Annotated in this window: 10 protein-coding genes; 4 read left to right on the top strand and 6 right to left on the bottom strand. The window is 64.5% G+C overall.

From position 1 onward, the window contains the following. Positions 1-129: 129 nt before the first annotated feature. On the bottom strand, positions 130-1,392 hold the full coding sequence (urtA, locus tag BRAO375_RS24215; RefSeq protein WP_035641928.1) for an urea ABC transporter substrate-binding protein: 1,263 nt from the start codon (positions 1,390-1,392) through the stop codon (positions 130-132). A gap of 182 nt (positions 1,393-1,574) precedes the next feature. On the opposite strand from urtA, the gene BRAO375_RS24220 reads away from it, so the two are divergent. Together BRAO375_RS24220 and BRAO375_RS24225 are read left to right on the top strand one after the other, a co-directional pair. Next, entirely contained in the window at positions 1,575-4,949 is a 3,375-nt protein-coding gene (locus BRAO375_RS24220; RefSeq protein WP_009030088.1) for a hybrid sensor histidine kinase/response regulator, read from the top strand. After that, the gene (locus tag BRAO375_RS24225; RefSeq protein WP_009030089.1) at positions 4,939-5,856 is read left to right on the top strand and encodes a response regulator; all 918 of its coding nucleotides are present in this window, start codon (positions 4,939-4,941) and stop codon (positions 5,854-5,856) included. Before BRAO375_RS24220 ends, BRAO375_RS24225 begins: the two co-directional genes overlap by 11 nt. 230 nt (positions 5,857-6,086) lie before the next feature. Here the strand turns inward: BRAO375_RS24225 and BRAO375_RS24230 are convergent, their stop codons facing one another. Both BRAO375_RS24230 and BRAO375_RS24235 read right to left on the bottom strand, forming a co-directional pair. After that, positions 6,087-7,589: a flavin-containing monooxygenase gene (locus tag BRAO375_RS24230; RefSeq protein ID WP_009030090.1), complete on the bottom strand. Its 1,503-nt coding sequence runs from the start codon at positions 7,587-7,589 to the stop codon at positions 6,087-6,089. Between the two features lie 107 nt (positions 7,590-7,696). Beyond that, positions 7,697-8,464: a S1 family peptidase gene (locus BRAO375_RS24235; protein ID WP_035641923.1), complete on the bottom strand. Its 768-nt coding sequence runs from the start codon at positions 8,462-8,464 to the stop codon at positions 7,697-7,699. A 115-nt stretch (positions 8,465-8,579) separates the two neighbouring features. On the opposite strand from BRAO375_RS24235, the gene BRAO375_RS24240 reads away from it, so the two are divergent. After that, a complete protein-coding gene (locus BRAO375_RS24240) occupies positions 8,580-9,215 on the top strand; it encodes an HAD-IA family hydrolase (protein ID WP_009030092.1) in 636 nt (211 codons plus the stop codon). 82 nt (positions 9,216-9,297) lie between these two features. Here the strand turns inward: BRAO375_RS24240 and mtnA are convergent, their stop codons facing one another. From mtnA to BRAO375_RS24255, 3 genes are all read right to left on the bottom strand, one after another. After that, positions 9,298-10,404 carry an S-methyl-5-thioribose-1-phosphate isomerase gene (mtnA, locus tag BRAO375_RS24245; RefSeq protein ID WP_009030093.1) on the bottom strand — a complete coding sequence of 369 codons (1,107 nt, stop codon included), beginning with the start codon at positions 10,402-10,404 and terminating at the stop codon, positions 9,298-9,300. A gap of 13 nt (positions 10,405-10,417) precedes the next feature. After that, positions 10,418-11,293 carry an S-methyl-5'-thioadenosine phosphorylase gene (locus BRAO375_RS24250; protein ID WP_009030094.1) on the bottom strand — a complete coding sequence of 292 codons (876 nt, stop codon included), beginning with the start codon at positions 11,291-11,293 and terminating at the stop codon, positions 10,418-10,420. Between the two features lie 89 nt (positions 11,294-11,382). After that, positions 11,383-11,655, bottom strand: coding sequence for a phosphopantetheine-binding protein (locus tag BRAO375_RS24255; RefSeq protein ID WP_009030095.1), 273 nt, complete (start codon positions 11,653-11,655; stop codon positions 11,383-11,385). A 333-nt stretch (positions 11,656-11,988) separates the two neighbouring features. Between BRAO375_RS24255 and BRAO375_RS24260 the strand changes: the two genes are divergently transcribed. Further along, positions 11,989-13,212: an acyl-CoA dehydrogenase family protein gene (locus tag BRAO375_RS24260; protein ID WP_009030096.1), complete on the top strand. Its 1,224-nt coding sequence runs from the start codon at positions 11,989-11,991 to the stop codon at positions 13,210-13,212. Positions 13,213-13,249 lie beyond the last annotated feature (37 nt).

The following is a 13,249-nucleotide window of genomic DNA, read 5'->3' on the forward strand; positions in this document are numbered from 1 at the left end:
TCCACACGACGAGCTGTGGGTGGGGTACCCCCCTCCCCAACCCTCCCCCACAAGGGGGGAGGGAGCGCACTTGCTGTGCGGCGGCGGGATCGCCTCATCAGCTCATCAAGATGAGGCCTCAGAGCGACCTTACTGGTAGCCCTTCGGGAACGGATCGGGCTCGACGAGATCGGCGGTCTCGTAGATCAGCTCGTACTGACCATCCGCCTTGGCGCGGCCGACGCGGGTCTTGGACCAGAGATGATGGTTCTCGTGGATCCGCACGTATCCTTCCGGCGCGCCCTTGAACTCGATGCCGGGCGAAGCCGCTGCGATCTTGTCGATGTCGAAGCTGCCGGCCTTCTCGACGGTCAGCTTCCAAAGCCACGGGCCGAGATAGGCGGCCTGGGTGACGTCGCCGATCACGGTCTTCTCGCCCCACATCTTCTTGAACGCGGAGACGAAGGCCTTGTTGTTGGGATTGTCGAGCGACTGGAAGTACTTCATGCAGGCATAGGCGCCTGCGATGTTCTCACCGCCGATGCCGTCGATCTCATCCTCGGTCACGGAGATGGTCAGCAAGGTCTGCTTCGACATGTCGATGCCAGCCGCCTTGAGCTGCTTGTAGAAGGCGACGTTGGAGCCGCCGACGATGATTGCGTAGATCACGTCCGGCTTGGTCAGCTTGATCTTGTTGATGACCGAGTTGAACTGGGTGTGGCCGAGCGGGAAGTACTCCTCGCCGACGACCTTGGCGCCCTGCAGATGGCCCTCGATGTGCTTGCGGGCGATCTTGTTCGAGGTGCGCGGCCAGATGTAGTCGGAGCCGAGCAGGTAGAACGTCTTCGCGCCCTTGGTCTTGTTGACCCAGTCGAGGCCGGCGATGATCTGCTGCGTGGCTTCCTGGCCGGTATAGATGACGTTCTTGGACTGCTCGAGGCCTTCGTAGAAGGTCGGATAGTACAGCATGCCGTTGTACTGCTCGAACACCGGCAGCACCGCCTTGCGCGAGGCCGAGGTCCAGCAGCCCATGACGGCTGCGCACTTGTCGTTGACGAGCAGCTTCTTGGCCTTTTCGGCGAAGGTCGGCCAGTCCGAGGCGCCGTCCTCCTGGATGTACTTGATCTTGCGGCCGAGCACGCCGCCGGCGGCGTTGATCTGCTCGATCGCGAGCTTCTCGGCCTGCACCGAGCCGGTCTCCGAGATCGCCATGGTGCCGGTGACCGAATGCAGAATGCCGACGGTCACTTCGCTATCGGTGACTGCAAGGCCGGTGGTGTTGACAGCAGAGGTTGCGGGACCGGCGCCGAAGGACGGCCGCGGCATCATGGCGAGTGCCGGGATTGCGGCCATTCCCATCAGCAATTGGCGCCGAAGTGGCGACTTCAGGCCTTTTTCAGTTTCGTCTGACATGAGCACCCCATTCATTGGTTCGAGGACACGCTTTGGGTCAGGCGAAGGATGGCGCGCTTTGTGCACTGCACGGATACGCAAGATTGCGTATACTGCACCGCAAAAGCGCGACGTAGGCTCTACGCAGATCCTGCGAGGGGCAGGACGGTGCGGGCGGGCGCTTCGCGTGGGGAGTTTTGAGAGTGGCAGGGCGGCAGCGGATCGACCGCGTCAGGCGCCAATACAACCAGTGGGTCGCCAACCAGACGTTGGAGGACTACGCACTCCGTTTCACCGCCAAGAGCGCCCGGCGCTGGTCCGCCGCCCGGGTCGCCAATACCGCGCTCGGCGCGATCTCGTTCCTGGCGTTGGAGGCAATCGGCGGCACCATCACATTGAACTACGGCGTGACCAACGCCACCGCCGCGATCCTGGTCGCCAGCATCATCATCTTCTGCTGCGGATTGCCGATCGCCTATTACGCGGCCAAATGCGGCATCGACATCGACCTGCTGACGCGCGGCGCCGGCTTCGGCTACATCGGCTCCACGGTCACGTCGCTGATCTATGCGTCGTTCACCTTCATCTTCTTTGCCATCGAGGCGGTCATCCTGGCCTCCGCGCTGGAGATGTGCTTCGGGATCCCGCGCCCGATCGGCTATTTGATCAGCGCCGTCGTGATCATTCCGCTGGTCACCTACGGCATCACGCTGATCAGCCGCTTTCAGTTGTGGACACAGCCGCTCTGGGTCGTGCTGCACATCATGCCCTTCGCTGCGATCGCCTATGCGAGCCCGCACTCCTTCGCCGAGTGGCAACAGTTTCCTGGCGAGCATGGCGACCCGATGGGTCACCTCGATCTCGCGCTGTTCGGCACCGCTGCGGCCGTCGTATTCTCGCTGGTTGCCCAGATCGGCGAGCAGGTCGACTTCCTGCGCTTCCTGCCGCGCGACCGCCGCACGTCGAAGCTCTCCTGGTGGATCGCGCTGTTGTCCGCGGGTCCGGGCTGGATCGTACTTGGCGCGCTCAAGCTGCTGGCGGGATCATTCCTCGCATTCTTCGCCCTGAGCCACGGCGTCTCGGCCGACCACGCGGCGGAGCCGGCGCACATGTATCTGGAGGCGTTCCGCTACGTGCTGGCGCGGCCCGACCTGGCGCTGGCCTTGACCGGCACCTTCGTGATCCTGTCGCAGATCAAGATCAACGTCACCAATGCCTATGCCGGCTCGATCGCCTGGTCGAATTTCTTCTCCCGGCTGACACACAGCCATCCCGGCCGCGTCGTCTGGCTGGTGTTTAACGTCGTGGTCGCGCTGCTGTTGATGGAGATCGGCGTCTACAAGGCGTTGGAGCAGACGCTGGCGCTGTATTCCAACATCGCGATCTCCTGGGTCGGCGCGCTGGTCGCGGACCTCGTGATCAACAAGCCGCTCGGCCTGCGCCCGCCGCAGATGGAGTTCAAGCGCGCCCATCTCTACGACATCAACCCGGTCGGCGTCGGCGCGATGACGATCGCCACCATCGTCTCGATCAGCGCGTTCTATGGGCTGTTCGGACCGACCGGCAAGGCGCTTTCGACCTTCGTCGCGCTCGGCGTGGCGCTGGTCACCGCGCCGGCGATCGCTTATCTCACCGACGGCAAATACTATCTGGCGCGCAAGCCGAAACGCAGCTGGCAGAACATCGAGCAGATCCAATGCTGCATCTGTGAGCATCATTTCGAGCCGGAGGATACCGCCTCCTGCCCTGCTTATGCCGGTCCGATCTGCTCGCTGTGCTGCTCGCTCGATGCGCGGTGTCATGATCTCTGCAAGCCGCATGCGCGGGCGCAGGCCCAGGTGTCTGCCGCACTCAGCGGCATGTTGCCCGAAGCCGTGCTGGCCAAGATCAACTCGCAGCTCGGGCACTATGTCGGCGTGTTTCTCACTTCCGCAGGGCTCGTCGCGCTGACGCTCGGCATGATCTATCTCGAAACATCCGCAGCACTGCCGGGCTACAGAGGCATCATCTCCGATGTGCTGTGGAAGGTGTTCTTCGCCCTCTCGATCATCATCGGCGTGGTCACCTGGCTGTTCGTTCTGGCCCAGCAGAGCCGTCGGGCCGCGGAGGCCGAGACACGCCGACAGACTCACCTGCTCATCCAGGAGATCGAGGCGCACAAGCGTACCGATGCCGAGCTGCAGCGCGCCAAGGAGGTCGCGGAGTCCGCCAACCTCGCCAAGAGCCGGTATGTCGTCGGCCTCAGCCACGAGCTGCGGTCCCCGCTCAACGCGATCTCCGGCTATGCGCAGCTGCTCGAGCAGGATACGAGTCTCGCGCCGAAGCCAAAGGATCAGGTGCGGGTCGTTCGCCGCAGCGCCGACCATCTGTCCGGTCTCATCGACGGCATTCTCGACATCTCCAAGATCGAGGCCGGGCGGCTGTATCTGTCGCGCGACGAGGTTCGCCTGAGCGAATTCCTCGACCAGCTCGTCGGAATGTTCCGGCTGCAGGCTGCGGCAAAGGGCGTCGACTTCGTATTCAAGCGGCCGGCCGTGCTGCCGCTGGTGGTCTATGCCGACGAGAAGCGGTTGCGGCAGATCCTGATCAACCTGCTCTCGAATGCGATCAAGTTCACCCAGGAGGGCAGCGTCCAGTTCGTCGTGCATTATCGCAGCCCTGTCGCCGAGTTCGAGGTGATCGATACCGGCCCTGGCATCCAGCCCGATGACCTCGAGCGCATCTTCGCTCCGTTCGAGCGCGGGGCGCTGGGCGCCGCGCAGCCGCAGACCGGCACCGGACTGGGCCTGACGATCAGCCGGCTGCTTGCGGGCGTGATGGGCGGCGACATCAAGGTCGAGAGCAAGGTCGGGACCGGCAGCACGTTCAAGGTGAAGATCCTGCTCTCCGAAGTCACCAACCCGACGCGACACCCGCCGGTCAAGGCGCCGGTCGCAGGCTATCTCGGGCCGCGCAAGACCATCCTTGTCACCGACGATGATCCGGTGCATCGCGACCTTCTGCGTGAGGTGCTGACGCCGCTGGGCTTCATTCTGCTCAGCGCGCCGGATGGCCCGGCGTGCCTGGCGCTGGCACAGCACTGTCAGCCGGACCTGTTCATCCTGGACATCTCGATGCCGGGGATGGACGGCTGGACGGTGGCCGAGACCTTGCGCAGCAGCGGCCACCATCAAGCCCGCATTTTGATGACCTCGGCGAGTGCGCTCGAGGCGCATGGCCGACCATTGGCCCAGCCGTTCCACGACAGCTATCTGATGAAGCCGATCGACATTCCCCGGCTGCTCGAAGCGATCCGTCAATTGCTCAAGCTCGAATGGAGCTATCAGACCGAGCATGCCGTCGTCCAGCCGCGCTGGCGCCCGGACAGCGGCTCGCGGCCGCCGCTGAAATTCATCGAGGAGCTGATGGCGCTCGGCCAGATCGGCTATATCCGGGCCATTCAGCTCAAGCTCGACGAGATCGGCGGTGCGCACCCAGAGCACGCCGCATTCGTAGCCCAGATGCGCATGTTGATCGATCGCTTCGATCTCGATCAGTACATGGCCACTCTGAAGACCCTGCACGCCTATGAACACTGACAGCAAAAAGCGCGATGTGGCGCTGGTCGTCGACGACTCGCCGGAGACGCTCCGGCTGCTCACTGACGCGCTGGATGGCGCCGGCATGACCGTCATGGTCGCGCTCGACGGCGCCGCCGCGATGCGCATCGTCGACCAGATCACGCCTGACATCATCCTGCTCGACGCCGTCATGCCCGGCATGGACGGTTTCGAGACCTGCCGCAAGCTGAAGCGCGAGGCGGGGCTCTCCAACGTCCCCGTGATCTTCATGACCGGCCTCGCCGACACCGAGCACATCGTGCAGGGTTTGGAGGCCGGCGGCGTCGACTACGTCACCAAGCCGATCGCGGTCTCGGAAATGCTGGCGCGTATCCGCGTGCATCTTGCCAACGCACGGATGACGCAGAGCGCCCGCGCTGCGCTCGACGTCTCCGGCCGCTTCCTGCTCGCGGTCAACCGCGAGGGACGGCTGATGTGGGCCACGCCGCAGGCGCAGAAGCTGCTGTCCGACAGCTTCGGAGCGACCGAGGAGCTGGTGCTGCCGGACGCCCTGCGGCACTGGCTGGACCAGGCGCAGAACGGCAAGGGCGGCGCCAAGGCCGCGGCCTCGCTCCCTGATCATCCGGAGTTGCGCCTGTACTACATGGGCGGCGCCGGCCCGAACGAGTTCCTGCTGCGGCTCGCCAAGGAGGCCACGGGCGAACTGCCCAAGCAGTTCTCCAGCGAGTTCGGCCTCACCACGCGCGAAAGCGAAGTGCTGTCCTGGCTATCCAAAGGCAAGACCAACCGCGACATTGCGCAGATCCTTGGGCTGAGCCCGCGCACTGTCGACAAGCATCTGGAGCAGATCTACGCCAAGCTCGGCGTCGAGAACCGGACTGCCGCCGCTGCCATTGCGACCGGGGTGGCGCGACGGGAGAGCTGAGGCGAGCGGCGCACTCGGCAGTGCGGAGTGAAACTCGCTGTCGTCCCGGGCAAGCCCGTCGACGCGCAGCGTTGGCGGGCGCCGACCCGGGACCCATACCGCGTGATCTGTCTTGTGGCAGGATGTTAGCTGGCGTCGTGCCCAACACACCCGCCTGTGGCTATGGATCCCCGCTTTCGCGGGGATGACACCGTCAGTGGAGCAGCAGCGCCGCTTCCAAACGTCAGTACTCACCCATAAACGAACGCCGGATCGTCCAGGTCGATCGCGGGGATCTGGTCCTTCTCGCTCCAGTAATCCTGGCTGTGCTGCCATTCCGGCTTGTCGCCGCGCTTGGGCAGGAGATGCATGTTGCGCATCATGTAGCCGGGGTTGAAGTTCTCTGGATCGATCCAAGGCAGCAGTGGCATATTGTGATCTTCGGGGCGCAGCTGGGGCGTGACCTTCTCGACGCCCTTCACCTTCATATGCGCGAGCAGCCGGCAGACGAAGTCCGCGACCAGGTCCGTCCGCAAGGTCCAGCTGGCGCGGAAATAGCCGAACACCCACGCGAGGTTTGGCACGCCGGTGAACATCATGCCGCGATAGGTGACGGTGTCGGCGAAATCGAGCGGCTTGCCGTCGATCGTGAACGCGATGTCGCCGAGCACGCAGAGATCGAATCCGGTCGCGGTGACGATGATATCGGCCTTCAATTCATCGCCGGACTTGAGCTTGATGCCATTCTCTGTAAAGCGCTCGATCTCATCAGTGACAACCGACGCCTTGCCGCTCTTGATGCCCTCGAACAGGTCGGCATCCGGCACGAAGGCGATGCGCTGCCGCCACGGCCGATAGCTCGGCGTGAAGTGCTTGGCTGCGTAGTCGGGACCGATAATGGCGCTGATCTGGCCGATCAGCTCCTTCTTCACCTGCTCGGGCTCGGTCAGGCAGCGCTTGGTGAACCAGTCCTGCTCGAACAGGATCTTGCGCCGGACGATCTCGTGAATCCATTCCTCCTTGATCTGCAGACGGCGCAGCTCCTCGGCGATCTCGATGGCGTTGCGGCCGATGCGGAAATAGGTCGGCGAGCGCTGCAGCATGGTGACATGGGCGCATTTGCCGGCAATCGACGGCAGGATCGTCGCCGCCGTGGCCCCGGAGCCGATGACCACCACCTGCTTGTCGGTGAGATCAAGATCCTCGGGCCACAGCTGCGGATGCACGATGCGCCCCTTGAACTTGGCCATGTCAGGCCACTCCGGCGTGTAGCCTTTGGAATGGCGATAGTAGCCCTGGCACATCCAGAGGAAGTTCGCCGTGATTGTGACGGGCTCTTCGCCCGGGCCCTTCACCGCGTGGACGGTCCAGAGATTAGTTGCGCTCGACCAGCTCGCCGAGAGAATGCGATGGCCATAGCGGATGTGACGACCGAGATCGTTCTCCTCGATCACGTCGCCCATGTATTTGAGGATTTCGTCCGCGGTCGCGATCGGCGGCCCGACCCATGGCTTGAAGCTGTAGCCGAAGGTGTGCAGATCGCTGTCGGAGCGGATGCCGGGATAGCGATGCGTCCGCCAGGTGCCGCCGAAGCTGTCCTGGCTCTCCAGGATCACGAAGCGCGTGTCGGGCATCTGCTTGGTGAGCTGATAGGCGCTGCCGATGCCGGAGATGCCGGCGCCGACGATCAGCACGTCGACATGTTCGGTCGCCTGAGAGGACGCAGCCTCCCGGATGGGCGCAATGACGTTCATGGGTCCCTGGGCTCTTGCTTGATGTTGTTTCCTCGCGCGACAGGCTGAACCTGATCACGACGACGGTCAACCCGCGACAGCGAGCCACAATGCAGCCCTGAACGATCTCAATTTCCGCCGAGCGGCATGCCCCATTGCCGCGCGGTTTGCACGACCCAGTCGCGATAGAGCGTCAGCGGCGTCACGCCGGTCATGCCGCCGCAGCCGTCACCGAGATTGGGCCCCGTCGACCACGAGATGACGCCGATCAGCACCTCGCCTTGCGCCTGCGTCTCGAACGCAGGTCCGCCGGAATCGCCGGTGCAGCCGCCGAGGCCGGGCTTCGCTCCCTGCGTCGCGGGATCGACGAGCCGGATCTGCAATGTCCCCGGCTTGCCGGTCGCAACCAGCGAAGCTGCGCGCACGACACCGCCGCTCTTGCCATCACCCGGGAGCGCGACACCGATCCCGGCGATGGTAAAGGCGTTGCCGGCCGCGAGCGGCGGCTGCGGCACACCGAGCGCGGCCGGTGCGCGCTCCTTCGCTGGCGCTTCCAATTCCAGCAGCGCAACATCGGCGGTGGCGCGATGGATCAGGATGGATTGCATGCTGAAGCTCGGATGGACCGCCACCCGCCGGACCGTCTTCAACACCGGCTTGCGGTCGCGATCGTATTCCACGATACGGTAATCGAGCCCCGGCTGCACGCAATGACCCGCCGTCAGCACCAGCTTCGGAGCGATCAAGGCGCCGCTGCAGAAATTGCCGCGCGAGCCGACGATCGTCACCACGGAGCGTCCGATACCGTCGGTCACCCCCGGCGCGTTGCCGACGATCGCAACAGCCGGCGAAGCGGCGAGCAGCGCGGCGACGGAGATCGGGAGGAGCAGCTTCATGACGGCAGCAATAGCCGCAGAAACTGATATCGCCAAGTGATCTGCCGTGTGGGTCGCCAACTGTGGCGTCCCGTGTTAGCGATGGTCATCGGATCGGACGAGGAACAAGACGGTCATGGTCGAGGCGGTGATCTTTGATTTCGGTGGCGTGATGACGACCTCGCCGTTCGAGGCTTTCGCGCGCTTCGAGAAGGAGCGCGGCTATCCCGTCGACATCATCCGCAACACCAACGCCTCCAATCATCTCGAGAACGCCTGGGCCAAGTTCGAACGCGCCGAGATCGACCTCGACACGTTCGACCGGCTGTTCGCGGAGGAGTCCCTGGCGCTCGGCCGCGCTGCCGTCAGCGGTCGCGAGGTGCTACCGCTGCTCGCAGGCGACCTTCGCCCTGACATGGTCGAGGCTCTGCGCCGCATCAAGTCTGAATGCAAGACGGGCTGCATCACCAACAATCTGCCGGCCAATGCGATCGGCAGCCAGGGCGGCCGCTCGTTCTACGTCGCCGAGGTGATGGCACTGTTCGATCACGTGATCGAATCGGCCAAGATCGGCCTGCGCAAGCCGGACCCGCGGATCTACCAGATGATGACCGAGGCGCTCGGCGTCAGCCCGGCGGACTGCGTCTATCTCGACGATCTCGGCGTCAACCTGAAGCCGGCGCGCGAAATGGGCATGACCACGATCAAGGTCGTCAGCGCCTCGCAGGCGATCACCGAGTTGGAGGCCGCGACGGGGCTGAAGCTCACCTAATTGTCAGCGCGAGCGGAGCGACTTGCTTAGAAACCTGTCGCGGCTCTGGATTGCTCGATCTGCTCGCAATGGCGCCGATGTGCTAGTCGTTCGTCTGCTTCGCCCGCTCTGGAAACGCTGCCGCCAGCGCTGGCCCATCAGCCTGCAGCACGCCGCGCTCGGTGATCAGCCCCGTCACCAGCCGCGCCGGCGTGACATCGAAGCCGTAGTTCGCCACTCGCGATCCCGGCGGCACGATGCGTACAGTTTCGATGCGGCCGTCGGCGGTGCGGCCGGTCATCTCGGTGACCTCCTGCGCGCTGCGCTGCTCGATCGGGATCTGCCGTCCCTCGGCGACGGCGAAGTCGATCGTCGGCGACGGCAACGCCACGTAGAACGGCACGCCATTGTCGTGCGCCGCCAGCGCCTTGAGATAGGTGCCGATCTTGTTGCAGACGTCGCCATTGGCGGCGACGCGGTCGGTGCCGACGATGGCGAGATCGACCATCCCATGCTGCATCAGATGGCCGCCGGTATTGTCCGGGATCACCGTATGAGCGACGCCATGGTGGCCGAGCTCCCAGGCGGTGAGCGAGGCGCCCTGGTTGCGCGGCCGCGTCTCGTCGACCCAGACATGGACCGGAATGCCGCGATCATGCGCGAGGTAGATCGGCGCGGTCGCCGTGCCCCAATCCACCGTCGCGAGCCAGCCGGCGTTGCAATGGGTCAGCACGTTCACCGACTCACCGGGCTTCTTGCGCGCGGCCGCAGCCTCGATCAGAGCGAGGCCATGGCTCGCGATGCCCTGATTGATCGTGACGTCCTCGCCGGCAATGTCGACCGCGCGCGCATAGGCCGCATCACGCCGCTCCGACGGGGCAAGCCGGCGGAGCATCGCGCTCATCGTATCGAGCGCCCATTTCAGGTTGATCGCGGTCGGCCGCGTTGCGATCAGCATCTCATAGGCGCGATCGATGCCAGGATCTGAGCGGTCGTCCCGCATGGCCAATGCCATGCCGAACGCGGCGGTGGCGCCGATCAGCGGCGCGCCGCGCACCAGCATGTGACGGATCGCGTCCGCCGCCTCCTCGCAGGTGGTGATCTTCGTCGCCACGAACTCATGCGGCAGCCGCCGCTGATCGATGGCACAGACCGTCCAGCCGTCGGCATCGAGCCAGATGCTGCGATAATGCTTTCCGTCCACCTTCATGGTCGATCTCCTGTCAGCCGCGCAGAATGCGGCCCGCCACCGCATCGAGCTTCTTCAGGAGCTCGGGGTCGCGGGCCTCCGGCGCGGTGATCAAGGCGGTATCCAGCGCACGGTCGGAACCGATCGGACAAGGCTCGTGCTCCCGCGGGAACTCGCGAGCCAGCCGCGCGACCAGCGCCTTGGCCCTGTCGGCGTTGGTGGTCAGCACGCGGATGATGTCCTGCACCGTGACCGCATCATGGTCCGGATGCCAGCAATCGAAGTCGGTCACCATCGCAACCGTCGCGTAGCAGATCTCGGCCTCGCGTGCGAGCTTGGCCTCGGGCATGTTGGTCATGCCGATCACGGAATATCCCGCCGATTTGTAGGTCATGCTTTCGGCATAGGTCGAGAATTGCGGCCCTTCCATACAGACATAGGTGCCGCCGCGCGCGATCGCGATCCCCTCCGCCTCCGCAGCCGCGGCCAGGTGAATGCGCAGCCTCGGCGACACTGGATGCGCCATCGACACATGCGCAACGCAGCCCTTGCCGAAGAACGAGCTCTCGCGCTTGTAAGTGCGATCGACGAACTGATCGACCAGCACGAACGTGCCCGGCGGCAAGTCCTCCTTGAACGAGCCACAGGCGGAAAGCGACACGAGGTCTGTGACCCCTGCACGCTTCAACACATCGATATTGGCGCGGTAATTGATGTCCGACGGCGACAGCCGGTGCCCCTTGTCGTGGCGGGGCAGGAACACAATCGGCAGTCCGGCAATGGTTCCGTGACGCAGCGGCGCGGACGGCTCGCCCCAGGGGCTCGTGATCGACTCCTCGCGCGCGTCTTCCAAGCCGGGCAGATCATAGATGCCCGATCCGCCGATAATGCCAAGCACAGCCTTCGTCATGACGTCCCCATCTCCAGCGGAGACGAGAATGCCAGTTTTGAGCCGGGTTGAAAACCGTGACGGTCACCGCAGGCGAGGCCCGCGACGGGTCAGGCCGCCTTCGCCGCGGCCAGCTGACCGGCCACCAGACGCTCGAGAGTCGCAATCGACTGGAAGTTCTCCGGCGTGATGAGCTCCTGAGGGATCGTGAAGTCGAACTCCGCCTCGATCGCCAGCATCAGATTGACCATGTCCATCGACGTCAGGCCGACGTCGACGAGCTTCGCCTCGCTCGTCACCTCGGCGGAGATCGAATTCTGCGCGAGAATGTCACGCACCAGCGCGACGACCCGCTTGCTGATATCGGCTTCGAAACTCGACATGCCCAACTCTCTTGCTGACAACGGCAGGATGATCCGCCGACGCGTCGGCCGATCCTTCGCCAAGACGTAACGCACTCCGTTGCCGAAAGGGTTACGCGGCGCGCGCATGACATTGGTGAATTCGCTTTAACGCTAACGCGATGGCGAGAATTCTCCGGTCCAAAACAACTCGGAATTAACCCCCACCCCGGGATTCCACGGCGTTTACCGCGAATTTCGTCGACGCATTTGAATCAAATCCATACCCTGCGTTGTAGTGCACGACATCGATGCACGTGACGACATGCACGTGCCGATCTCCCAACAAGGCAACATCCGGAGCACAGATCGGTCATGACACTTCAGGGAACCGCGCTTCGCACCCACTCCGACGATGGTGAGAGCCTGCTGCTCGATCGCGGCTCGCTGTTTGTCCAGCGCACCAATGCGGTCGTCGCCCAGGCAGCGGCTGAGGCGGAGGAGGTCGACCGCCATGGCCGCTTCCCGAAGGCCGCGATTGACGCGGCCCGCGAGCACAAACTGCTCGGCATGCAGATCCCCGTCGAGTTCGGCGGCTTCGGCGCATCGATCCACGACGTCGCCGATGTCTGCTACGCGCTCGGCCGCGCCTGCGCGTCCAGCGCCATGATCTTCGCGATGCACCAGACCAAGGTCGCCTGCCTGGTGCGCCATGGCCGCGGCAATGCCTACATGGAATCGCTAATGCGCCGCATCGCCTCCGAGCAGCTGCTGATGGCGTCGTCCACGACCGAGGGACAGAATGGCGGCAACATCCGCGCCAGCGCCGCAGCCGTCGGCCACGCGGGGGACCGCATCACTCTGCTGCGCGACGCTACAGTCATTTCCTACGGCGCCGAGGCCGACGGCCTCGTCACCATCGCCCGCCGCGCCGACGGCGCTGCCGCGTCCGATCAGGTCTTGCTGGCGCTCACCAAGGACGACTACACGATCGCGCGGACGCAGGGCTGGGAGACGCTCGGCATGCGCGGCACCTGCTCGACCGGCTTCGAGCTCAAGGTGGACTGTCCGTCGGACCGGATGTTCCCCGAGGCCTATGACCGCATTCACGCCCAGACCATGACCCCGTTCGCGCATCTGTGCTGGTCGTCCGCCTGGGCCGGCATCGCCGCCGCAGCGGTGCAGCGGGCGCAGAAGTTTCTCCGCAAGGCGGCACGCGGCGCCGGCGGACAGATGCCGCCGGCCGCCGCGCACTATACAGCGGCCAAGATGGCGCTGGCGCGGCTGCGCGCGATGATCGTCACCACCATGGACGCGTTCGCGGCCCACGAGTATGACGAGCGCGCGCTGGGCTCGCTCGACTTCCAGTCGACCATCACCCTTCTCAAGGTCCAGGCCTCCGAGCTCGCGGTCGAGACCGTGATGCATGCGATGCGCGCCTGCGGCCTGTCCGGCTACCGCAATGACGGCGAGTTCTCGATCGGCCGACATCTCCGCGACGTGCTGTCGGCACCGATCATGATCAACAACGACCGCATCCTGACCAACATCGCGACCGCCAATCTGATGAGCGCGGTGCCCGCTTCGCTCTACGAATAATCCACTCCATTGCAGGCTTTGCTTCCATCCAGGATTT

The organism is Bradyrhizobium sp. ORS 375 (genome assembly GCF_000239775.1).
Taxonomy (GTDB): domain Bacteria; phylum Pseudomonadota; class Alphaproteobacteria; order Rhizobiales; family Xanthobacteraceae; genus Bradyrhizobium.

Coding starts and splice junctions, on each gene's coding strand:
- urtA (WP_035641928.1), bottom strand. CDS start 1,392: ATGTCAGACGAAACTGAAAAAGGCCTGAAGTCGCCACTTCGGCGCCAA.
- BRAO375_RS24225 (WP_009030089.1), top strand. CDS start 4,939: ATGAACACTGACAGCAAAAAGCGCGATGTGGCGCTGGTCGTCGACGAC.
- BRAO375_RS24230 (WP_009030090.1), bottom strand. CDS start 7,589: ATGAACGTCATTGCGCCCATCCGGGAGGCTGCGTCCTCTCAGGCGACC.
- BRAO375_RS24235 (WP_035641923.1), bottom strand. CDS start 8,464: ATGAAGCTGCTCCTCCCGATCTCCGTCGCCGCGCTGCTCGCCGCTTCG.
- BRAO375_RS24240 (WP_009030092.1), top strand. CDS start 8,580: ATGGTCGAGGCGGTGATCTTTGATTTCGGTGGCGTGATGACGACCTCG.
- mtnA (WP_009030093.1), bottom strand. CDS start 10,404: ATGAAGGTGGACGGAAAGCATTATCGCAGCATCTGGCTCGATGCCGAC.
- BRAO375_RS24250 (WP_009030094.1), bottom strand. CDS start 11,293: ATGACGAAGGCTGTGCTTGGCATTATCGGCGGATCGGGCATCTATGAT.
- BRAO375_RS24255 (WP_009030095.1), bottom strand. CDS start 11,655: ATGTCGAGTTTCGAAGCCGATATCAGCAAGCGGGTCGTCGCGCTGGTG.
- BRAO375_RS24260 (WP_009030096.1), top strand. CDS start 11,989: ATGACACTTCAGGGAACCGCGCTTCGCACCCACTCCGACGATGGTGAG.